Below are 20,918 nucleotides of genomic sequence, written 5' to 3'. Positions count from 1 at the left end.
CCCCTGCCGGGCGCCCCCGCGCGCACTACCGTCGGATGCATGACGGAACGGCGCGGTACGGCGGAGACCCCCGGGGTGCCCGCCGCCGCGCCCGCCACCCGGCCACGCGGAGGCGTCGTACGGCGCCGCCCGGCCGGTGCCGGGCGCGCCACGACCGTCGTCCGGCTCGGGATCCGCCGCCCGTCCGGGACCGGTGCCGCTCCCGTGCTGACCGGCGGGCCGGAGGGGGCCCTCACGGCCCGGCCGATGCCGGAGACCCGGCCGGCACCGGAGGAGCGGATCACCCGCAGGCCCCGGCGCCCGCTGCCCCGCTCCGAGGTGCCCGGCCCGCTGCGGATCGCCTCCGAGGTGTGTGCCCGGCTGCTCGTCGTCGCGGCGGGCCTCGCGCTGCTGGTGTTCCTGGTCGTCCAGCTGCGGGTGGTGGTCATCCCGGTCGCGATCGCGGTGCTGCTGGCGGCGTTGCTCGCCCCGCTCGTCCGCTGGCTGCACGAGCACCGGGTGCCGCGCGGGATCGCCACCGGGCTCGTGATGGTCACCGGGCTGGCCGCGCTCGGGGGGCTGCCACCCTCGTCGTCAACACGCTCGTCGCCGGCACCACCGACCTGGTCGGCCAGCTCACCGTCAGCGTGGCCTCGTTGCAGGGCCTGGTGGACGCGACGCCGTTCGACGTCGACATCGAGCAGCTCGGGGACCAGATCCTGCAGACGCTGGAGAACAACCAGCAGACGCTCACCTCGGGGGCCGTCAGCACCGCGGCCACCCTCACCGAGGTCCTCGCCGGGTTCGCACTGTGCCTGTTCGCGCTGATCTTCATGTTGTACGACGGATCGCGCATCTGGGGCCTGCTCCGGCTGCTGGCCCCGTCCCGGCGCCGGGAGCGGGTGGACGTCGCCGGCCGCCGCGCCTTCGCCTCGCTGGTCGGCTACGTGCGGGCGACGGTGCTCGTCGCGATCGTCGACGCGGCCGGGATCGGGATCGGGCTGTGGGCGACCGGGGTCCCGCTGGCCCTGCCGCTGACCGCGCTGGTCTTCGTGGGTGCGTTCATCCCGATCGTCGGCGCCGTGCTGACCGGGGTGGTCGCCGTGCTCATCGCGCTCGTCGCGAACGGCTGGGTGACCGCCCTGATCGTGCTGGCCGTGGTGCTGGCGGTGCAGCAGATCGAGAGCCACGTGCTGCAGCCGCTGCTGCTCGGGCGGGCGGTCCGGCTGCACCCGCTCGCCGTCGCGCTGGCGGTCGCCGCGGGGGTGGTGATCGCCGGTGTCGCCGGGGCGCTGCTCGCCGTCCCGCTGCTGGCCGTCCTGACCGCGGCCGTCCGGTCGCTGGCGGCGCCGGACGAGGTCGGCCCGGACGAGGTGGACCCGCTGCGGGCCCGCCAGGGCGAACCCCCCGGGACGATCCGGCCGCAGTGAGCCTGCCGTCCGGCCCGACCGGTGGCACGATCCGGGGCGTGCGCTATCTCGTCACCGGGTCCACCGGGTACATCGGCGGGCGGCTCGCGCCGCGACTGCTCGGGCACGGACCGGAGGCCGACCTCGTGCCGGACCCCGGGGCGGGACCGGTGCAGGTGCGGTGCCTGGTCCGTGACCCGGACAAGCTCGCCGACGCGCCGTGGGCCGCCGACGCCGAGATCGTGCAGGGCGACCTGCTCGACCCGGAGAGCGTCCGCGCCGCCTGCGCCGACGTCGACGTCGTCTACTTCCTCGTCCACTCGCTGTCCGACGACGACTTCGCGGCCACCGACCGGAGGGCCGCGCTGATCCTCGGCGAGGCCGCCCGCGCGGCCGGGGTCACCCGGATCGTCTACCTGAGCGGGCTGCACCCCGACGGTGACCCGTCCCGGCTCTCGGCGCACCTGGCGTCCCGACTGGAGGTGGGGGAGACGCTGCTCCGGTCGGGGGTACCGACCGTGGTGCTGCAGGCCGCGGTGATCCTCGGGTCCGGGTCGGCGAGCTTCGAGATGCTCCGGCACCTGACCGAGCGGCTGCCGCTGATGGTCACGCCGAGCTGGGTGCACAACCGGATCCAGCCGATCGCGGTGCGCGACGTGCTGCGCTACCTGATCCGGGTGGCCGAGATCCCGGACGAGCTGAACCGGACCTTCGACGTCGGCGGCCCGGACGTCCTCACCTACCTGGAGATGATGCAGCGCTACGCGACGGTCGCCCGGCTGTCCCGGCGCCGGATCGTGCCGGTGCCGGTGCTGTCCCCGTCGCTGTCGGCGCACTGGATCAACGTCGTCACCCCGGTCCCGAAGTCGATCGCGAAGCCGCTGATCGAGTCGCTGGTGCACGAGGTCGTCTGCGCCGAGAACGACATCACCCGGTACGTGCCGGACCCCGCGGGCGGGTTGATCGGCTACGAGCGCGCCGTCGAGCTGGCGCTCGCCCGGATCACCGACGGCGAGGTGGAGACCCGCTGGTCCGGTGCCAGCACCGGGAACGTGCCGTCGGACCCGCTGCCCAGCGACCCGGACTGGTCCGGCGGCAGCGTCTACCTCGACGAGCGCGAGCAGCCGACCAGCGCGTCGCCGGAGCGGCTGTGGACGGTCGTCGAGGGGATCGGCGGCGAGCGCGGCTGGTACTCGTTCCCGCTGGCCTGGTCGGTGCGCGGCTGGATGGACCGGGCCGTCGGCGGGGTGGGGCTCTCCCGCGGCCGGCGCGACCCGGACGACCTGCACACCGGCGACGCGCTGGACTGGTGGCGGGTCGAGCGGCTGATCGAGCCGGGGGGCTCCCGCCCGGACGGGAGCGACCTCGGCCCGCAGGACGGCCTGCTCCGGCTGCGGGCCGAGATGAAGGTGCCCGGACGGGCCTGGCTGGAGATGTCGGTGGCCCCGCGGCCGGGTGGCTCGGTCTACCGGCAGCGCGCCGTGTTCATCCCGCACGGGCTGCCGGGCTACCTCTACTGGTGGTCGGTGGCACCGTTCCACGGCATCGTGTTCGGCGGCATGGTCCGCAACATTACGCGCACGGCCGAACGCACCGGGTCCGATCCCGCACCGGCCACCCGGCGGCCGTCCTGGCTGCGCTCGCGGGGACGGCGGCGGTCCGACCGGGCGGCCTGACGCCGACCGGGACGGGCTCAGCGAGCGACCACCACGGGGTCGAGCACCCTCGGGGCGGGGTCGAGGACGACCCACCGCCCACCGTCGCGCTCGACGCCCGGCAGCGCGGCCCGCACCTCGCCGGCCAGTTCCGGCACGAACAGCACGACCCGGTCCGGGCGCAGCGCGGCGAGCTCGGCGGGGGAGACGATGGGCACGTCGGTACCCGGCATCCGGCGCCCCTGCCGGGTCGGCGCGGCATCGCCGACGGCCGCCAGCAGGTCGGCGGAGAGCCCGGCCCGGCAGACCAGCGGCACCGCCCGGGACGCCGCACCGTAGCCGGCGACCATCCGGCCGGCCCGGCGCTGCCCGGCGAGCCAGTCCCGGAGCCGGTGGGCCTGGTCCGCTGCGTCCTGCAGCCCGGCGAGGCCGGCCGGGGTGGTGAGATCGAGCCCGCCGGACTCCCGCAGCATCCGGCGGGTCTCCCGGTCCGGTTCCGCACCGGCCCGGGCGGTGACGAGCAGGGTCCCGCCGGACAGCGGGTACCACCACGCGCGGTGCACGCCCAGGCCGTGCGCCCGCAGGGCGGCCGCCAGGGCCGTGAGCGACCAGTACGCGTGGTGGCCGTGCCGCAGGTCGTACCACTGGCCGTCGCGGACGAGGGTGTCCAGCGGCAGGAGCTGCAGCGCGAGCGTCCCGCCGTCGGCGAGCAGCGCGGCCCGGCGGCGCAGGGCCACCCCCTGGTCCGGTTCGTGCAGCAGCCCGTAGACGTCGACGACCAGGTCCGCCGTCCCCGGTCCGGCGTCCCGGCCGGCGTCGGTCGTGCCGTGGCCGGTCAGCCGGGGGAGCCAGGACCCGCCGTGCGGGCTGCCGAACTCGACCACCCGGCGGCCCGGACCGACCACGCCCTCCCGCACCAGCCGGTCGATCGCCTGGTCGCTCTGCTCGAGGACCGCCAGCGGTTCGACGGCGGCCGGCTCCTCGGTGACGTCGGCGTCGATCTCGAGCTGGGCCAGCCCGCAGGATCCGCACAACCACATGCGCAGCGGGGTCGCCGGGTCCGGGAGCGGGTCGGCGACCGGGGGCATGCGGTCCCACGGCGGCTGTTCCCCGAGGTCCAGGACGGTCCTCCCGTCGACGGACCCGCAGCAGCGGCACCGCATCCGCACCGTCCCCACCCCCGCTCCGTCCGCTGGGCGCGATGGTAGAGGCCGGGGTGGCGGCGCCGGCGGGAACTCGTTCGGAGCAGCACGATCTCGCGCTGCGTCACCATCGGGCCGCTCGCTCGTTTCCCTACCGGTACCGGAATCCGGCCGCACCGTCGCGTCCCGCGGGGGTGCCGATCCGACCGAGGGGAGCAGCGCATGCAGGTCGTGGCCACTGTCGTGCCGGGCGCGCTGCTGCTCGGCCCGGGGCGGACTGGGCCGGGCTCCGGCCCGGTCCCGGATCTGTCGATGTTCACGCTGCGTCGTCGTCGGCAACCGTCGCGTGGCGCCGTGCACGGGTTGCACGGCCATCTCGACGAGCCGGTGCTGGTCCGGGTGCTGTCCGGGGCCGGCTACACCGCCGTGATCGACGCCCGGCCCGACGCCGGGACGTTCGGCCGGCTCGCCGTCACCCTGGTCGAGGACGACGCGATGCTGCTCGTCCCGCCGGGCTGCCTGTACGGCGTGCAGGCCGTCGCCGGGGAGACCGTCGTCGAGGTGCGGGCGGCCGTCCTCCCCGCGGAGCGGGAGCAGCTGCGCGCCGATCCCGACGACCCGGACCTGAACATCCGCTGGCTGGATCCCCGCCCGCGCCGCACGCCGGACGACGACCGGTCCTGGGACGCGTTGTGCTCCCGGCTGGGCGCTCCACCCGGACCCCGCCGGGACCGCGTCTCCCTCTGGTGACCGGCCCCGGGCTCTGGTGACCGGCCCCGGGAACGCCCGGGCTCAGCCGTGGGCGAGGTCGGAGAACCGGCTGTAGTGCAGCTGGTGCGCCACGGTGATCGTGGTCGTGGGGCCGTTACGGTGCTTGGCCAGGATCAGGTCCGCCTCGCCGGCCCGCGGGTCGTCCTGCTCGAACGCGTCCGGCCGGTGCAGGAGCACCACCATGTCCGCGTCCTGCTCGATCGAGCCGGACTCACGCAGGTCCGACAGCATCGGCCGCTTGTCGGTGCGCTGCTCGGGACCACGGTTCAGCTGGCTCATCGCGACGACCGGCACCTCGAGCTCCTTGGCGATCAGCTTGATCTGCCGGGAGAACTCCGAGACCTCCTGCTGCCGCGACTCCACCTTGCGGCCCGAGGTCATCAGCTGCAGGTAGTCGAGGATGATCAGTTTCAGGTCGTTGCGCTGCTTCATCCGGCGGGCCTTCGCCCGGATCTCCATCAGCGTCAGGTTCGGCGAGTCGTCGATGTAGAGCGGCGCCTCGGAGATCTCCGACATCCGCCGCGCCATCCGCGTCCAGTCCTCGTCCGACATCCGGCCCGCACGCATGTCGGCCAGCCGGATGCGTGCCTCCGCCGAGAGCAGGCGCATCACGATCTCGGACTTGCTCATCTCCAGCGAGAAGAACGCGCTGGTCATGCCGTTGCGGATGGAGCACGACCGAGCGAAGTCCAGGCCGAGGGTCGACTTACCCAGACCCGGCCGGGCCGCGACGACGACCATCTGGCCCGGGTGCAGGCCGTTGGTCACCGCGTCGAGATCGGCGAACCCGGTCGGCACGCCCGCCGCGACCCCGCCCTGGGAGGCGATCGCGTCGATCTCGTCCATCGTGGGCTGGAGCAGCTCCTCCAGCACCGTGTAGTCCTCGGTGGTGGTGCGCTCGGTGACCTCGTAGACCGCGGCCTGCGCCCGGTCGACGACCTCCTCGACCTCGCCGCCCTCGTTGCCGTGGTACCCGAGCTGCACGATCCGGGTGCCCGCCTCGACCAGCCGGCGCAGGATCGCCTTCTCGCCGACGATCTCGGCGTAGTAGGCGGCGTTCGCCGCGGTCGGCACGGTCGCGATCAGGGTGTGCAGGTAGGGCGCGCCGCCGAGCCGGACGAGCTCGCCCCGGCGCTGCAGCTCCGCCGACACCGTCACCGCGTCGGCCGGCTCACCGCGGCCGTAGAGATCCAGGATGGTCTCGTAGACGGTCTGGTGCGCGGGCCGGTAGAAGTCCTCGGGCCGCAGCACCTCCACCACGTCGGCGATCGCGTCCTTGCTCAGGAGCATGCCGCCGAGCACGGACTGTTCCGCCGTGAGGTCCTGGGGCGGCTGCCGGTCGAAGGCGCCGCTCCCGCCGTCGCCCGAGCCGGACTGCTCGCCGTCCCGGACGGCGCGGGGCCTGCCCGTAGGACGGTCGTCGGTCAGAGCCATACGCAGCGTCACCCCCGATGACCAGCCTACCGAACACACGTTCGATGCGCGAGGGACGATCCGGCACTTCTCGACGGATCTCCCGTGGTGTCCGGTCCGGGCGGTCGTCGCCGGGCGCGGGACGCGCCGACCACCTCGCCGGTCCGGTGCCACCGAGGCTAGGTCGCCCGGGCGGGGCAGTGCGAACCACTCTGGTGATCGACATGGGGATGGACTGTGCACCGAGACCGCCCGTCCCGGGACGGCGCTGTGGACAAGTTGGGGACAGCACTGCCGAATTCGAGGAATCAGCAGGTCAGAGCGTGATCAGCTGATGTGGACAACTTTGCTGTGGCGTGTCGGCGCACGCCGTTTCTCGGCGTGTCGGAGCACTCGGGCGACCGCTCACCGTCCGGCGCATCCACAGCTCCGCCCGACGCCCGGCCCGGTATCGCTCCGGCGTGTCGGCCGGGTGACGGAGCACCCTTCGTGCGGTCGCCCGGTCGGGTCGGGGAGCCCGCCCGGCGTCGCACACCGCCACCACGCTCCCCACCGGGACGCCCTGGAGACACGAAAGGGCGGTGTCCGGAACCGTGGTTCCGGACACCGCCCTGACTACGTTCAGTGGTCAAGTGACCACTGTCACAGCTCAGCCTGCTGCGACGACCGCGATCGCCAGCTCGGTGGTGACCTCCGGGTGCAGGCGGACCTGCACCTGGTGCTTGCCGAGCTCCTTGATGTGCCCCGGGACGTCGACGGTGCGCTTGTCGAGCACCGGGCCGCCGGCGGCCTTCACCGCGTCGACGACCGCGAGCGGGGTGACCGAGCCGAACAGCCGCCCGTTGGCACCGGACTTGGCCGGCACCGTGACGTTCAGGTTCTTCAGCTGCGAGTCGACCTGCTGGGCGTGCCCCAGGTCCCGGATCTCGCGGACCTTGCGGGCCCGGCGGATCTGCTCGACCTGCTTCTCGGAGCCACGGGTGGCCACGACGGCGAGCTTGCGCGGGATCAGGTAGTTGCGGCCGTAGCCGTCCTTGACCTCGACGATGTCGCCGGGCGCGCCCAGGTTCGGGACGTCGGCGTTGAGGATCAGCTTCATCTGCGTTCTCCCCTGTCTCAGCGCGCGGTCGAGGTGTAGGGCAGCAGCGCCACCTCGCGGGAGTTCTTGACCGCGACGGCGACGTCCCGCTGGTGCTGACGGCAGTTGCCGGTCACCCGGCGGGCCCGGATCTTGCCCCGGTCGGAGATGAACTTCCGCAGCAGGCCGGTGTCCTTGTAGTCGATCGCCTGCGCCTTGTCCTTGCAGAACGCGCAGACCTTCTTCTTCGGCTTGCGCACGATGGCCTTGGCCATGGTGGTGCTCCTGGAGTCGTCCACCGCCCGTCGCGGACGGTGGGTGCGTGGATCAGAACGGGGGTTCGTCGTTCGACGCCGCGCCACTGCCGGCGGGCGGGGCCGAACCCCAGGGATCGTCATAGCCGCCGGAGTTGCCGCCCCCGGAGTTGCCGCCGCCGCCCTGCTGGCCGCCGCCACCGCCGAAGCCGCTACCGCCGCCGTCGTAACCGCCGCCGCCACCGAAGCCACCGGAGCCTCCGCCCCGGTTGACCTTGTTGACCTTGGCGGTCGCGTAGCGGAGCGAGGGGCCGACCTCGTCGACCTCCATCTCCACGACGGTGCGCTTCTCGCCCTCCTTCGTCTCGAAGGAGCGCTGGCGGAGCCGGCCCTGGACCACGACCCGCGCACCGCGGGTCAGTGACTCGGCGACGTTCTCCGCCGCCTGGCGCCAGATGTTGCAGCGCAGGAACAGTGCCTCGCCGTCCTTCCACTCGCCGGACTGGCGGTCGAAGGTGCGCGGGGTGGACGCGACGGTGAAGTTGGCGACCGCGGCGCCGGAGGGTGTGAAGCGCAGCTCGGGATCCGCCGTCAGGTTGCCCACGACGGTGATCACGGTCTCTCCGGCCATGACGGGTCCTCTCAGTCTGCGGCGGGCGCCGGCGTGCGGGTGAGGTCCTTGCGCAGCACCTTGGTGCGCAGCACGGACTCGTTCAGACCCAGCTGGCGGTCCAGCTCGGTGACCGTGGCCGGCTCCGCGGCGATCTCGACGACCGCGTAGATGGCCTCGCTCTGCTTCCGGATCTCGTAGGCCAGGCGGCGCTTGCCCCAGACCTCGATCTTCTCGACCGATCCGCCGTCGCTCTTCACGACGGTGAGGAACTGCTCCAGGGACGGCTGCACGGTGCGCTCGTCCAGGCTTCCGTCGAGGATGACCATGACCTCGTAATGACGCATGAGAACCACTCACCTCCTATGGACTCGTGACGGTCGCGACCCGGACGGCCGCGACAGGAGGTTCTCAACACACCCCGGCGGTCCACGGCACACAGATCGCGCCGCACCACCGGGATGGCTCCGAGCAGGCTACCAACGCCCCCTCGGCCCCCGACCTGCGGGTACGCCCACCCACCCCGCCGCCGCTCACCCCGCCGCAGCCGCACTCATGGAGCTAAAGCCTCGCGTCGCCGGGCTTTCGCTCCATGAGTGCACCCCGGGCCGGATGTACTCATGGAGCTTCGGCCCGGTGGGACGAGGCTCTGGCTCCATGAGTGGGCCGGCCGCGGGGGCGAGTGGGCGCGGGGCGGGTGGGGCCGCGGGGTGGGTGGGCGGGCCGGTGCGCTCGCTACCGTGGCGGCATGCAGATCGGAGCGCACGTCCGGGACGCCGAGGATCCGCTGGCCGCGGCCGGTGAGGTGGGCGCCGAGGTGATCCAGCTGTTCCTGTCCGACCCCCAGGGCTGGAAGAAGCCGCCGCCGCACCCGCGGGCCGCCGAGCTGGCCGGCTCCGACGTGGCGGTGGTGGTGCACGCCCCCTACGTCGCGAACGTCGCCTCGACGAACAACCGGATCCGCATCCCGTCGCGCAAGATCGTCCAGCAGCACCTGGCCGGTGCGGCGGAGGTCGGCGCGTTCGGGCTGGTGGTGCACGGCGGGCACGTGACCGCGGGCGAGGACCCGGCCACCGGCGTCGACAACTGGCGCAAGTTCGTGGAGCGCCAGGCCGGCGAGCACGGGTTCGACGTACCGGTCCTGATCGAGAACACCGCTGGCGGCGACAACGCGATGGCCCGCCGGTTCGACGCGCTCGCCCGGCTCTGGGACGCGGTCGGGGAGTTCGGGGTCGGTTTCTGCCTCGACACCTGCCACGCCTTCGCCGGCGGCGAGGAACTGGCCGGGATCGTGGAGCGCACCAGGGCCATCACCGGCCGGATCGACCTGATCCACCTCAACAACTCGCGCGACCCGTTCGACTCCGCACGGGACCGGCACGCGAACATCGACTCCGGGACGATCCCGCCGGACGAGCTGGCCGCCGTCGTGGCCGAGGCCGGGGCACCGGTCGTGGTGGAGACGCCGGCCGAGGGACAGGCCCGCGACATCGCGTTCCTGCGCGGCGCGGTCGTCGCCTGACTCACCGCCAGGCGAACACCGGCTGTTCCAGGTGCGCCACCCTGGTGCGCCTGCCGTGCAGGACGACCTCGCGGAACTGGTGGAGCACCGCTCCGGTGGGGGCGTGCACGAACCGGTCGAACAGCGGCACCTGGATCACCGGGGCGTCGGACTCCGGGATCGTCAGGAACCGGGGCTCGCCGTCGATCTCCGCCAGCGGGGGCCGGTGCAGCTCGGCGACCTCGTCCGGGTTCGGCACCGGTTCCCCGGCACCCCCGGCCCACAGCACGACCGGCGTGATCACGTAGCCGGAGCGGGTCGGGTAGTCGTCGAGCAGGCCCAGCACCCGGTCCGGGCCGAGGTCGAGCCCGACCTCCTCGGCAACCTCCCGCCGCCCGGCCTGCTCGGCCGTCTCACCGGCGTCGATCCGGCCGCCCGGCAGCGCCCACTGCCCGGAGTGCGCCCGCAGCGAGCGGGCCCGGCGGGTCAGGACGAACGCGACCTCCTGCGCCAGCGGGCCCGTCCCGGTGGCGCCGGGCACCGGCAGCAACGTCATCGTGACGGCGGCCGGTCGCCGCCCGGCCCGTTCGGCCTCGGTCGCGGCGATCCGCTGCTCCGGCCCGAGCACGGCCAGCGCGTCGCGGACCCGCTCGCGCAACCGGTCGGCCACCTGCTCCGGGACCTGCTCCGGTACTGCCGCGCCGTCGCCCATGCCGCGATCCTGCACGGGGGATCAGCCCGCCGCGACCGGGACCGGCCGGCGCGGCCACACCGGGTCCGGGTCGCGGTCCGGCGCCGGTTCCCGCCGCAGCACCTGGCGTACGACGAGCACGCACAACGCGACCACCACGGCGTCCCGCACCAGCACGGTGACCAGGAACGGCTCGATCGGCAGGCCCTTCGCGTCCTCCCCGAGGTACTGGAGCATCCGCGGCACCCAGACCAGCGCGTCCACCGTCATCCAGGCCAGCAGCAACCGCCAGCGCGGCAGGGCCAGCACGGCGAGCGGCACCAGCCACAGCGAGTACTGCGGGCTCCACACCTTGTTGAGCAGCAGGAAGGCCGCCACCACGAGGAAGCCCAGCTCGGCGACGGCCGGTGGGCGGGGTGCCCGCCACGCCAGCCAGGCGATCGCGGCGAACGCGAGCGCCATCAGCGCCGCCGTCACCGCGTTGAGCACGGCCGGGGCCGCACCGTCGGCCAGCTGCCCGTCGAACCCGGACCAGCCGGTGAACGTCGACAGCGCGAACCAGATCGAGTCCGGGTCCGCGGGGCGGGTGCGGTTCAGCGTGAAGAACTCCGACCAGCCCGGCCACCAGGCCAGTGCGACCGGGAGGTTCACCGCGAGCCAGGTGACGGCCGCCGCCGCGATCACCCGGACCGCCCGCGGCAGCCCGCCGTCGCCGCGCCGGCGCAGGCCGACCAGCAGGATCGGCAGCAGGAGCAGAGCCGGGTAGAGCTTCGCCGCGGCACCGAGCCCGATCAGCACCCCCGCCCAGCCGGGCCGGTCCCGGCGCAGGGCCAGCAGGCCGCCGGTGGCGAGCGCGACGGTCAGCGTGTCGAAGTTGGTGAACGCGTGCACGACGACCAGCGGGGACAGCGCGACCAGCGCGGCGTCCCACGGCCGTTCGGGCCGCAGGGCCAGCACCGCCCAGACCACCGTTAGCCAGGCGGCCGCCAGCCACACCGCGGTGATGTCGAAGTACACGACGACGGCGAGCGCCCCGGGCAGCGGCAGCCGGTCCGCCAGCCAGAGCCAGCCGTCGGTGAGCTGGGCGTTCAGGTACTGGAAGAACCCGGTGACCACCGGGTACTCCATGTAGCGCTCGGACTGCGAGCCGTCGGCGCGGGTCTCGGACCAGGAGTCGCGGTAGGGGACTGCGTCGTCGGCGAGCCCCTCCAGGCCGTAGAGCGGGACCGTGTCAGAGTAGCACATCGCGACGTACTGACGGTCCTCGCGCCAGTCCAGGGCGAGCGTGCCGTCGTCCGTGCGGTACTGCTGCAGGCACGCCGCCTTGCCGAGCCAGCCGAGCGCGAGCACCAGCACCGCGAACAGCAGGACCACCCGCAGCGGGGTCCAGTACCGGGAGCGGCCGACCAGCGCGTGCCGGCCGAGCGGGCCCCCGGCCAGGCGGCTGGCCGAGCGGGCCAGCGGCTCGCTCCAGCTCGGGGTGACCCGGTCGGCCGGGCCGTCACCGGCCCGCTCGACGGTCGAGCCGGGTCCGGGACGGCCGGACGGGATCAGTTGCCGCCCCCGCCGTCGCCACCGTCGTCGCGGCCCGAGCCGCCGTCGCCACCGCCGTCACCACCGGAGTCGCCGCCACCGTCGCCGCCGGAGTCGCCGCCGCCGTCGCCCCGGCCGCCCTCGTCGCCGGAGTCGCCGCCGTCGCCACGACCGGAGTCGCCGTCGCCGGACGAGCCGTCCTCGTCGCCGCGGCCGCTCTCGTCCCGGCCGGAGTCGCCGCGCCCGTCCTCGGACCCGTCCCGGCCGGACCGCTCGCCGTCCTCACCGTTGCGGTCGCCCGACTGCTCGCCGTCACCGGTGGACGCCTCCCGCGCCGGGGCCTGCCCGATCGGCTGGAACCCGGAGAACTGCTCGACCGGGGTGCCGTCCAGCACGCCGTCCATGAACGACTGCCAGATCGAGCCGGGCAGCATCCGGCCGTAGATCGCCTGCCCCGAGGAGTTCCGGATCGGGGTGTTGTCGTCGGTGCCGACCCAGACCGCCGTGGACACCGACGGCGTGTAGCCGACGGTCCACGCGTCGTTGTTCTGGCCCTCGGTCGCGCTCTGCACCGTCCCGGTCTTGACCGCGACCGGGCGGCCGCCGCTCAGCGCGATCCGCGAGGACCCCGCGACGTCGGTCATCGACTCGGTGACGTTGCGCGCCACCTCGGACTCCATGACCTGCTGCCCGGTGTCGGTCGACCCGCGCTCGTAGACCACCCGGCCGTCGCTCGCCGTCACCCGCGACACCAGGAACGGCTCGCGCCGCGTGCCGTCCGCGGCGAACGTCGCGTAGGCGGCCGCCATGTCCTCCGGGTGCACCTCGCGGTCACCCAGCGAGATGCCGCCGGTGGGGTTGGGGAGCAGGTCCGCCGGGATACCGGCCTGGTGCGCGGCCTCGGCGACCTTCTGCGGGCCCACGTCGAGGCCCATCCGGTAGAAGACGGTGTTGATCGACTGCGTCATGGCCGTCTTGACCGAGCAGTTCGCGCAGCTCACACCCTCGGAGTTGGTGACCCTGGTCCCGGCCAGCTCCTGCGGCGACGACCCGTCGTAGGTCGCGCCGAGCCCGATCGGGTCCGGTGCCTGCAACGCCGCGGCCAGCACGAACGGCTTGAACGACGACCCGGGCTGCTTGAGCACGCTCGCGTAGTCCAGGCCGACGCCGTTGTCCCCGCCGTAGTAGGCGAGGACGGCCCCGGTCTTCGGGTCCACCGACACCAGCGAGGTGCGCAGGTTGTCGGGCTGGCCCTCCATGACCTCCTGGGCGGCCTCGGCGGCGTTCTCCTGGGCCTTCGGGTCGATCGTCGTGGTGACCGTGAGGCCCTGGGTGTTGATCTCGGTCTCGGAGATCCCGAGCCGGTCGAGCTCGGCACGGGCGGCGTTGTAGATGTGCCCGCGGTCGTCGCCGGGGATCCCGCCGCCCTCGTTGCCCGAGGACTCCCGCCACTGCGGGAACTGCTGCTGGGAGCGCTCCCCGGCCGCCATCCAGCCCTGGGCCACCATCCCGTCGAGCACGAACGTCCAGCGCTTCTGGGAGGTCTCCAGGTTCTTCGCCGGGTCCCACCGGGACGGCGACTGGATCAGCCCGGCGATCATCGCGCCCTCGGACGGGGTCAGGTCCGCGACGTTCTTCCCGAAGTACGCCTGGGCCGCCGCCTGCACGCCGTAGGCCCCACGGCCGAGGTAGATCGCGTTGAGGTAGTTCTCGAGGATCTGCTCCTTGGTCATGTCCTTGGACATCTTCGCCGCGAGCACCACCTCGCGGAACTTGCGGAACAGCGAGTACTGGTCGTTGCCGGTGGTCACCTTGATGTACTGCTGGGTGATCGTCGAGCCGCCACCGCTGCCGCCGGTGAGCTGGTTGAGCACCGCCCGCCCGATGCCGCTGATGTCGAAGCCGGGGTTGGAGAAGAAGGACCGGTCCTCGGCCGCCAGCACCGCCTGCTGGACGTGCACCGGGACCTGGTCCAGCGGGACGCTGATCCGGTTGACGTTGTCCGGGCGGACGGTCGCCAGCGGCGCGCCGTCGGTGTAGGTGAACGTCGAGACCTGGGTGACCGCGATCTCGTCGGCGGTGGGCACCGGGATGACCAGCCAGCCGATCGCGAACGCGACCAGCGGGCCGACGACCGCGAGCGCGGCCAGCCCGAGCAGCCAGTTCCGGATCCGGCGCCGGCGGCCCGGGCGCCTGCCGTCGCCGCCGTCGCCGGGACGGCTGCCGTCGGTGCGCCCGGGTGGCCCGCCACCGCCGTTGCGACCGGTCCGATCCGGTCCCGGCCCCATCGCCGCGGTCTGCGGCGGCGGCTGCTGGGCCGGGAACGGCTGGCTGACCGGGCCGAAGTGCCCGACGCCGGAGTCGTCGTGGGTCAGCAGCGGCGGCGGGGCCTGGGACGGTGGCGGCTGCGACGGCGGCGGGCCCGGCCGGGGACCGGGCGGCGGGCCCGGCGGGCGGGCGCCCGGCGGCGGGCCGGGAGGACGCCCGCCGGCCGGACGGCCGGGTGGCGGTCCGGGACGCTGCGGCGGGGGCGGCGGCGGGCCGCCCGGTCGCTGCCCCGCACCGGGCCGGGGAGCCGGGGGCGGGAGCGGGCGGCCGGGATGCGGCGGGGGGCCGGGGGCGGGGGCCCGCCGGGGGTCGCGCTCGTCGTTCACCGGGCAGCTCCGTGGGGTGCGGTCTCGCTGGTCCGCCGGCCGGGGCGGGGGCGCCCGGGGCGGTGGTCCGTACGCGGCCGGCGGCACGCGGCCGACCCGGCTCGTCGCGGGGGCAGGTCCTCAGCCACCTGCGGTCCTGGGGCCGCGGCGCTGACGCCGGCCGGTACCGAGGACGTACGACCGGACCAGATGGTTCCAGCCGCAGGTCCGGCACACCTCGACCACGTGCACCGTGAACTCGGCGGTGGTGGCGGCCAACTGCTCCAGGTCCGCGCTCGAACGCGCCGATCCCGAGACGTGCCGGAGACTCTCCCCGAACACCCAGGAGACCTGGTCGAGCTGCTCCCTGCCGCACATCGGGCAGGTCTGGTCGACCGGGGTGCCGTGGAATCGGGCGGCGCGATGCAGGTAAGCACCGGCGTCGCACACCTCCTCCGGACCGACCCGGCCGGCGCGGACGTCGACCAGCAGCGCGCGGCGCTGCAGGGCGTAGTCCACCACCTGTCGCGGGCTGAGCACCCGACCAGGGTACGCGCGGGGAGCGACCTCACCCACCGGCCGCTCCGGTCACACCGCCTGTGATGACGATCATCGAGCCGGGCCCGCGATGTATCGGACCGATACAGTCGATCGGTCCGGCACCCGGCCGGTGCCCACCGGTTGCGCATACCGGTGCCCCGCAGGAGCCCAGGAGGTGAGCCGTGCTGGAGTTCGCCGTGCTCGGCCTGCTCCAGGAGGGCCCGTTGCACGGCTACGAGCTGCGCAAGCAGCTGGGCCGGCGGCTCGGCGGGCTCCGTGCATTCTCCTACGGCTCGCTCTACCCCGCGCTGCGCCGGCTCGTCCGGGCCGGGCTCATCGCCGACACCGGCTGCGGGGCGGACCCCGGCGACCAGCCGGCGGGCCCGGGATGGCCGCGGCGCGGCCGCCGCGTCTACCGGATCACCGGCGCGGGCCGGCGGCGGTTCGCCGGGATGCTCGACGACGCCGGGCCCCAGGCGTTCCAGGACGGCGGTTTCCGCGTCCATCTCGCGTTCTTCGCGCACGCGCCGGTCCAGACCCGGATCCGCATCCTGGAGGGGCGCCGGAGCACCATCACCGAGCGCCGGGACGAGCTGCGGTCGGCCCTCACCGCCGAGCCGGTCGACCGCTACACCCGCGAGCTGCACCGCCTCGGGCTGGAGAACTCCGAGCGCGAGGTGTGCTGGCTGAACGAGCTGATCGCGACCGAACGGGCCGAGCAGGGAGCCACGGACGGTCGCCAACCGAGGACCACCGCCGACGGCGGGGTACGACAGGACGAGACAACAGGAGGAGCCTGACATGAGCCAGGTTCGGGTCGCGGTCGTCGGCGTGGGCAACTGCGCGGCATCGCTGGTCCAGGGTGTCCACTACTACGCGGACGCCGATCCGTCGACCCAGGTCCCCGGCCTGATGCACGTCGACTTCGGCGGCTACCACGTCCGGGACGTGACCTTCGTGGCCGCGTTCGACGTGGACGCGAAGAAGGTCGGGCACGACCTCGCCGACGCCATCGCGGCCAGCGAGAACAACACCGTGAAGATCGCCGACGTGCCGCCGCAGGGCGTCACCGTGCAGCGCGGGCCGACCCTCGACGGGCTGGGCCGCTTCTACCGCGAGACGATCACCGAGGCCGACGACGAGCCGGTCGACGTCGTGCAGGCGCTGAAGGACGCGCGCGCGGACGTCCTCGTGTCCTACCTGCCGGTGGGCAGCGAGGACGCCGACCGGTTCTACGCGCAGGCCGCGATCGACGCCGGCGTCGCCTTCGTCAACGCGTTGCCGGTGTTCATCGCCTCGGACCCGGAGTGGGCGGAGAAGTTCCGCGCCGCCGGGCTGCCGATCGTCGGCGACGACATCAAGTCCCAGGTCGGGGCCACCATCACGCACCGGGTGCTGGCGAAGCTGTTCGAGGACCGTGGCGTGCAGCTGGACCGCACGATGCAGCTCAACGTGGGCGGGAACATGGACTTCCTGAACATGAAGGAGCTGGAGCGGCTGGAGTCCAAGAAGGTCTCCAAGACCCAGGCCGTCACCTCGCAGGTGGACCGGGACATGGGCCGGGGCAACGTGCACATCGGCCCGTCGGACTACGTGGCCTGGCTCGACGACCGCAAGTGGGCCTACGTCCGCCTGGAGGGCCGCGCGTTCGGCGACGTCCCGCTGAACCTGGAGTACAAGCTCGAGGTCTGGGACTCCCCGAACTCCGCAGGGATCATCATCGACGCCGTGCGTGCGGCGAAGATCGCCAAGGACCGCGGGATCGGCGGCCCGATCCTCTCCGCGTCGAGCTACTTCATGAAGTCGCCGCCGGAGCAGTACCGCGACTCCGAGGCCCGGGACAAGGTCGAGGCGTTCATCCGCGGCGAGATCGACGAGTGAAGCGGCGTCGCCGAATACGGTGACGTTCCGTGCGGATATCCGCCCGGCCGGTGATCGATGCAGGTCAGCGGCCGGGCGGAGCCGTTTCCGAACCAGGACGTTCCCAGTGTGGAACAATCCCGAATATCGTCGTGAGCGCAGTCATGCACTGATTGTGCGCCACGTCATTCATTTCTTCGATACCTGTTCGTAATCTCCCCGGCGGCCTTGCGCGATCGACGCCCATCCGGGGTGCCGGGCGCAGGGTCTCCGCCGGGCGGCGACGCGGGCGGGTTGCACGGCCGGCGTGACGTCGTCCCCCACGACGCGCGCACTCCCCCCTTCACGGTCGTGCCGCCCCCTTCGACGGTCCCCCGGCGGTGCAACCCCGAGGGACTCTCCCCGTGCCCCAGCGACCCACCGCTCCGGCGCTCCGCGTCGCCGTCGTGGCCTCCACGGCCGCGGCCGCCGCAGCACTGTCCGTGCTCCCCGCCGCCACCGCGGCCCCCGCGCCGGACGCCACCGCAGCTCCCGCGGCCACCCCCGCCGTCGCGACCGCCGCCACCGTGGCCCGCGACGTCGCCCCGGCCGCCACCGTCCTCCCGCTCACCACCGGCGGGCCGGCCGTGCAGAACGTCGCCGCCGCGGCGCGCGCCGCCGATCCCGCGGCCCGCGCCGCCGGGAAGCGTTCGAGCGCGCTGTCCACCGCGATGGACCAGATCGGCAAGCCCTACCGGTGGGGCGCCACCGGCCCGAGCGCGTTCGACTGCTCCGGGCTGATCAGCTACGCCTACGCCCAGGCGGGCTCGGACGTGCCGCGCACCAGCCGGGCCCAGGCCGGCACCGGGCAGAAGGTCTCGAAGTCGGCGCTGAAGCCCGGCGACCTGGTCTTCTTCTACAGCCCGGTCAGCCACGTCGGCATCTACATCGGCGACGGCCAGATCGTGCACGCCTCCACCAGCGGCGAGCCGGTGAAGGTCTCGGACATGGACCGGATGCCGTTCAACTCGGCCCGCCGGATCTGACCCTCCTCCTCCTTCCACACCCCGCCCCCCTTTCTCCACTCATGGAGCTTCAGCCTCGCCAGGCCGGGCCGAAGCTCCATGAGTGCGACATCCCGGGCAGGTACTCATGGAGCTTCAGCCTCGTCACACGAGGCCGAAGCTCCATGAGTGGCACCGGGGGAGGGGCCGTAGGTTCGGGGCATGACCGTTGCTCCCCGCCGTCCCGTCGCGCTCGTCACCGGAGCCTCGCAGGGGATCGGTGCCGCCGTCGCGACGCTGCTCGCCCCGCGCTACGACCTCATCCTCGGCGGGCGGGACGAAGAGCGGCTGGCCGCCGTGGCCGACGGTCTCACCGAGGCCGGTCCGGTCACCGTGACCCCGCTGCCGGTCGACCTCACCGACGACGACGCGCTGGCCGCGGCCCTGTCCGGCATCGACCGGCTGGACGCGCTGGTGCACTCCGCGGGCACCGGCGAGCTGGGGACGGTCGAGCAGACCCCGGCCCGGGCCTGGCGCCGGCAGCTCGACGTCAACGTCGTCGCGGTCGCCGAGACGACCCGGCTGCTGCTGCCCGCGCTGCGGGCCGCGGGGGCCGACGGCGGCGCCGACGTCGTGCTGGTCAACTCCGGTGCGGGGTTCGCCGCCCGCCCCGGCTGGACCTCCTACGCGGCGAGCAAGTTCGCGCTGCGGGCCTTCGGCGACGCGCTGCGGGCGGAGGAGTCCGGCAACGGCATCCGGGTGACCTCGGTGCACCCCGGCCGGGTGGACACCGCGATGCAGCGCGCCGTCGTCGCGCACGAGGGCGGCGAGTACGACGGGTCGCGGTTCCTCCGCCCCGAGTCGGTCGCCGCCGCGGTCCTCGCCGCGCTGACCGCGACGCCGGACGCGCACCTCACCGAGATCGTGGTGCGGCCACAGGGCTAGCGACCGCCCGCAGCTCCTCGAGCGCGGCGCGGACCGGCGGGGTGTGGGCGACGGCGTCGCGCACCACGGCCAGGATCGACCGCACCGGCACCGGCCGGACCACCGGCACCGCGCACGTCCCGGCCGGGCGCCGGGCGGCACCGAGCTCGGGCAGCACGGTGATCCCGATCCCGGCCGCGACGAACGCCATCGCGGTCGAGTAGTCGTGCGCCTCCACGTGGAACGGCGGCCGGAACCCGGCGGCCGTGCACGCCTCGACGAGGTTGCGCCGGCACCAGCCGCGGGCGAAGTCGTTGTCCACCCACCGCTCGGCCGACAGCTCGGCCAGCTCGACCTCGTCCCGGCCGGCCAGCGGATGCCCCTGCGGCAGGACGACGACGTACGGGTCGTCCAGCAGGTGGTGCACGGTGAACCCCGGCCACGCCGCGAAGTCCGGCCGTTCGACGGCGATCTGCACGTCCGACCGGTCGGCCGGATCGTCGGGCAGCCACTCCCGCAACGCCAGGTCCAGCCGGACGCCCGGGAAGTCCGCGCCGATCCGGCGCACCACCCCGGGCAGCCAGGCCGCGCCGACCGAGGCGAAGTAGGACAGCGACAGCGCGCCCGTCCGCCCGGCGCGCAGGTCCGCGACCACCACCTCGGCCTCGCCGAGCCGGGAGAGGATGGCGTCGGTCTGCTCGGCGAGCACCAGCCCGGCCGCGGTGGCGCGCAGCCCCCGGCCGGCGCGCTCGAACAGCGCCAGCCCGGTCTCCCGCTGCAACGCGGTGACGTGCTGGCTCACCGCGGACGGGGTGTAGCCGAGGTTGGAGGCCGCGCCCTGGACCGAGCCACTGGCGACGACGGAGCGGAAGACGCGGAGCCGGTGGGTATCGAGCACCCGCCCAACGATACAGCCGTGCTGAATCCAGGAGAAGGAACAGTCGCTGGTACTGAATGGTCAGGTGCCGCAGGCTGGGGTCATGTCCTCCTCCCGGTCACTGCTCCCCGTCGCCGCCGCGGCGACCACCGTCGTGCTCTGGGCCTCGGCGTTCGTGGGTATCCGCGCCGTCGGCCACGACCTCTCGCCGGGAGCCCTGGCTCTCGGGCGGATGCTGGCCGGCTCGCTCACCCTCACCGTGATCGTGCTGGCGGTGCGGCTGCGCCGGGCCGGGCTGCGGTCGGTGGGTGCCGGGCTGCCGCGGGGCCGGTTGCTGGGCGCGGTCGTGCTGTGGGGCGCCGGATGGTTCGGGGTCTACAACGTCGCGCTGAACGCGGCCGAGCGGCACCTCGACGCGGGCACGACGTCATTGCTGGTCAACGTCGCGCCGGTGGTCGTCGCGGTACTGGCCGGGTTGCTGCTCGGCGAGGGCTTCCCCCGACGGCTGCTGGCCGGGATGGCGGTCGCGTTCGGCGGCGTCGTCCTCATCGCCGTCACCTCGTCGGCGGGCGGGACCGAGACCTCGGGGATCGTGCTGGGGCTGCTCGCCGCGCTCACCTACGCCGGGGCCGCCGTCGCCCAGAAGCGGCTGCTCGCCCGGATCGACGCGCTGACCCTCACCTGGCTGGGCGCGCTCGCCGGGACCGTCGGCCTCCTCCCGTTCTTCCCGGCCCTGCTCGGCGAGCTGGCCGTCGCCCCGGCCGCCGCGGTCGCCGGGACCGTCTACCTCGGCGTCTTCCCGACCGCGATCGCGTTCCTGACCTGGGGATACGCCCTGTCCCGGACGACCGCCGGGCGGCTCGCCGCGGCCACCTACGCGGTGCCGCCGATCGTCGTCGGACTCTCCTGGGTGCTGCTGGGCGAGGTCCCGGCGCTGCTCGCGCTGGCCGGCGGTGCGCTGTGCCTGGCCGGCGTCGCCGTCGCGACCCGGAACCGGCCGCGGGCGGCCGCACCGGTCCCGGCGGACACCGGATCGGTCGAACGACGGATCCCCACCCCCTGAAC

At 74.0% G+C, this 20,918-nt stretch carries 20 protein-coding genes; 9 read left to right on the top strand and 11 right to left on the bottom strand.

From position 1 onward, the window contains the following. The first annotated feature begins 35 nt into the window (after positions 1-35). Positions 36-1,409, top strand: coding sequence for an AI-2E family transporter (locus AFB00_RS11380; protein WP_231974331.1), 1,374 nt, complete (start codon positions 36-38; stop codon positions 1,407-1,409). Beyond that, a complete protein-coding gene (locus AFB00_RS11375) occupies positions 1,406-3,064 on the top strand; it encodes an SDR family oxidoreductase (RefSeq protein WP_083275442.1) in 1,659 nt (552 codons plus the stop codon). The genes AFB00_RS11380 and AFB00_RS11375 overlap by 4 nt, the downstream gene beginning before the upstream one ends. A gap of 17 nt (positions 3,065-3,081) precedes the next feature. Here AFB00_RS11375 and AFB00_RS11370 read toward each other — a convergent pair whose 3' ends face one another. Beyond that, complete coding sequence (locus AFB00_RS11370; RefSeq protein WP_231974329.1) at positions 3,082-4,221, bottom strand: class I SAM-dependent methyltransferase; 1,140 nt, start codon at positions 4,219-4,221, stop codon at positions 3,082-3,084. A gap of 186 nt (positions 4,222-4,407) precedes the next feature. On the opposite strand from AFB00_RS11370, the gene AFB00_RS11365 reads away from it, so the two are divergent. Then, positions 4,408-4,935, top strand: coding sequence for a dTDP-4-dehydrorhamnose 3,5-epimerase family protein (locus AFB00_RS11365; RefSeq protein ID WP_068797200.1), 528 nt, complete (start codon positions 4,408-4,410; stop codon positions 4,933-4,935). 42 nt (positions 4,936-4,977) lie between these two features. Here the strand turns inward: AFB00_RS11365 and dnaB are convergent, their stop codons facing one another. The 5 genes from dnaB to rpsF all read right to left on the bottom strand — a co-directional run bounded on the left by dnaB (position 4,978) and on the right by rpsF (position 8,658). Beyond that, entirely contained in the window at positions 4,978-6,390 is a 1,413-nt protein-coding gene (dnaB, locus tag AFB00_RS11360) for a replicative DNA helicase (protein ID WP_068797199.1), read from the bottom strand. A 628-nt stretch (positions 6,391-7,018) separates the two neighbouring features. Then, on the bottom strand, positions 7,019-7,468 hold the full coding sequence (rplI, locus tag AFB00_RS11355; protein WP_068797198.1) for a 50S ribosomal protein L9: 450 nt from the start codon (positions 7,466-7,468) through the stop codon (positions 7,019-7,021). Positions 7,469-7,485: 17 nt separating this feature from the next. Next, the gene (gene rpsR / locus AFB00_RS11350; RefSeq protein WP_068797197.1) at positions 7,486-7,722 is read right to left on the bottom strand and encodes a 30S ribosomal protein S18; all 237 of its coding nucleotides are present in this window, start codon (positions 7,720-7,722) and stop codon (positions 7,486-7,488) included. 52 nt (positions 7,723-7,774) lie between these two features. Further along, entirely contained in the window at positions 7,775-8,332 is a 558-nt protein-coding gene (locus tag AFB00_RS11345) for a single-stranded DNA-binding protein (RefSeq protein WP_068797196.1), read from the bottom strand. 11 nt (positions 8,333-8,343) lie between these two features. After that, on the bottom strand, positions 8,344-8,658 hold the full coding sequence (gene rpsF, locus AFB00_RS11340; RefSeq protein WP_068797195.1) for a 30S ribosomal protein S6: 315 nt from the start codon (positions 8,656-8,658) through the stop codon (positions 8,344-8,346). A 401-nt stretch (positions 8,659-9,059) separates the two neighbouring features. On the opposite strand from rpsF, the gene AFB00_RS11335 reads away from it, so the two are divergent. After that, positions 9,060-9,833, top strand: a complete 774-nt coding sequence (locus tag AFB00_RS11335) for a deoxyribonuclease IV (RefSeq protein WP_068797194.1) — start codon at positions 9,060-9,062, stop codon at positions 9,831-9,833. 1 nt (position 9,834) lies between these two features. Here the strand turns inward: AFB00_RS11335 and AFB00_RS11330 are convergent, their stop codons facing one another. From AFB00_RS11330 to AFB00_RS11315, 4 genes are all read right to left on the bottom strand, one after another. Beyond that, on the bottom strand, positions 9,835-10,524 hold the full coding sequence (locus AFB00_RS11330) for an NUDIX hydrolase (RefSeq protein WP_068797193.1): 690 nt from the start codon (positions 10,522-10,524) through the stop codon (positions 9,835-9,837). 21 nt (positions 10,525-10,545) lie between these two features. Further along, complete coding sequence (locus tag AFB00_RS11325; RefSeq protein ID WP_442965867.1) at positions 10,546-11,631, bottom strand: glycosyltransferase family 87 protein; 1,086 nt, start codon at positions 11,629-11,631, stop codon at positions 10,546-10,548. A 422-nt stretch (positions 11,632-12,053) separates the two neighbouring features. Next, entirely contained in the window at positions 12,054-14,690 is a 2,637-nt protein-coding gene (locus tag AFB00_RS11320; protein ID WP_269466027.1) for a transglycosylase domain-containing protein, read from the bottom strand. A gap of 120 nt (positions 14,691-14,810) precedes the next feature. Further along, complete coding sequence (locus tag AFB00_RS11315; RefSeq protein WP_068797191.1) at positions 14,811-15,209, bottom strand: DUF5318 family protein; 399 nt, start codon at positions 15,207-15,209, stop codon at positions 14,811-14,813. Positions 15,210-15,391: 182 nt separating this feature from the next. Between AFB00_RS11315 and AFB00_RS11310 the strand changes: the two genes are divergently transcribed. The 4 genes from AFB00_RS11310 (at position 15,392) to AFB00_RS11295 (ending at position 18,997) form a co-directional block, all read left to right on the top strand. Next, positions 15,392-16,009, top strand: a complete 618-nt coding sequence (locus AFB00_RS11310; protein WP_068797190.1) for a PadR family transcriptional regulator — start codon at positions 15,392-15,394, stop codon at positions 16,007-16,009. Position 16,010: 1 nt separating this feature from the next. Continuing rightward, positions 16,011-17,090, top strand: a complete 1,080-nt coding sequence (locus AFB00_RS11305; protein ID WP_068797189.1) for an inositol-3-phosphate synthase — start codon at positions 16,011-16,013, stop codon at positions 17,088-17,090. Between the two features lie 383 nt (positions 17,091-17,473). Continuing rightward, complete coding sequence (locus tag AFB00_RS34760) at positions 17,474-18,094, top strand: C40 family peptidase (protein WP_231974327.1); 621 nt, start codon at positions 17,474-17,476, stop codon at positions 18,092-18,094. Between the two features lie 180 nt (positions 18,095-18,274). Further along, positions 18,275-18,997: an SDR family oxidoreductase gene (locus tag AFB00_RS11295; RefSeq protein WP_068797188.1), complete on the top strand. Its 723-nt coding sequence runs from the start codon at positions 18,275-18,277 to the stop codon at positions 18,995-18,997. Here the strand turns inward: AFB00_RS11295 and AFB00_RS11290 are convergent. Beyond that, positions 18,966-19,874: a LysR family transcriptional regulator gene (locus AFB00_RS11290; RefSeq protein ID WP_068797187.1), complete on the bottom strand. Its 909-nt coding sequence runs from the start codon at positions 19,872-19,874 to the stop codon at positions 18,966-18,968. The genes AFB00_RS11295 and AFB00_RS11290 overlap by 32 nt on opposite strands. 82 nt (positions 19,875-19,956) lie before the next feature. Here AFB00_RS11290 and AFB00_RS11285 point away from each other — a divergent pair, with 82 nt between their 5' ends. Beyond that, positions 19,957-20,916 carry a DMT family transporter gene (locus AFB00_RS11285; protein ID WP_068797186.1) on the top strand — a complete coding sequence of 320 codons (960 nt, stop codon included), beginning with the start codon at positions 19,957-19,959 and terminating at the stop codon, positions 20,914-20,916. Positions 20,917-20,918: the final 2 nt, after the last annotated feature.

The sequence above is a fragment of the Pseudonocardia sp. HH130630-07 genome (genome assembly GCF_001698125.1).
Lineage (GTDB): Bacteria > Actinomycetota > Actinomycetes > Mycobacteriales > Pseudonocardiaceae > Pseudonocardia.
Note: the sequence above shows the minus strand (reverse complement) of the source record. Positions and strands in the feature narration are given on the sequence as shown.

What these genes read in the sequence shown, in the direction of transcription:
- AFB00_RS11380 (WP_231974331.1), top strand. Translation starts at nt 36, where the DNA reads ATGCATGACGGAACGGCGCGGTACGGCGGAGACCCCCGGGGTGCCCGC.
- AFB00_RS11365 (WP_068797200.1), top strand. Translation starts at nt 4,408, where the DNA reads ATGCAGGTCGTGGCCACTGTCGTGCCGGGCGCGCTGCTGCTCGGCCCG.
- dnaB (WP_068797199.1), bottom strand. Translation starts at nt 6,390, where the DNA reads ATGGCTCTGACCGACGACCGTCCTACGGGCAGGCCCCGCGCCGTCCGG.
- rplI (WP_068797198.1), bottom strand. Translation starts at nt 7,468, where the DNA reads ATGAAGCTGATCCTCAACGCCGACGTCCCGAACCTGGGCGCGCCCGGC.
- rpsR (WP_068797197.1), bottom strand. Translation starts at nt 7,722, where the DNA reads ATGGCCAAGGCCATCGTGCGCAAGCCGAAGAAGAAGGTCTGCGCGTTC.
- AFB00_RS11345 (WP_068797196.1), bottom strand. Translation starts at nt 8,332, where the DNA reads ATGGCCGGAGAGACCGTGATCACCGTCGTGGGCAACCTGACGGCGGAT.
- rpsF (WP_068797195.1), bottom strand. Translation starts at nt 8,658, where the DNA reads ATGCGTCATTACGAGGTCATGGTCATCCTCGACGGAAGCCTGGACGAG.
- AFB00_RS11335 (WP_068797194.1), top strand. Translation starts at nt 9,060, where the DNA reads ATGCAGATCGGAGCGCACGTCCGGGACGCCGAGGATCCGCTGGCCGCG.
- AFB00_RS11330 (WP_068797193.1), bottom strand. Translation starts at nt 10,524, where the DNA reads ATGGGCGACGGCGCGGCAGTACCGGAGCAGGTCCCGGAGCAGGTGGCC.
- AFB00_RS11325 (WP_442965867.1), bottom strand. Translation starts at nt 11,631, where the DNA reads ATGGAGTACCCGGTGGTCACCGGGTTCTTCCAGTACCTGAACGCCCAG.
- AFB00_RS11305 (WP_068797189.1), top strand. Translation starts at nt 16,011, where the DNA reads ATGAGCCAGGTTCGGGTCGCGGTCGTCGGCGTGGGCAACTGCGCGGCA.
- AFB00_RS11295 (WP_068797188.1), top strand. Translation starts at nt 18,275, where the DNA reads ATGACCGTTGCTCCCCGCCGTCCCGTCGCGCTCGTCACCGGAGCCTCG.
- AFB00_RS11285 (WP_068797186.1), top strand. Translation starts at nt 19,957, where the DNA reads ATGTCCTCCTCCCGGTCACTGCTCCCCGTCGCCGCCGCGGCGACCACC.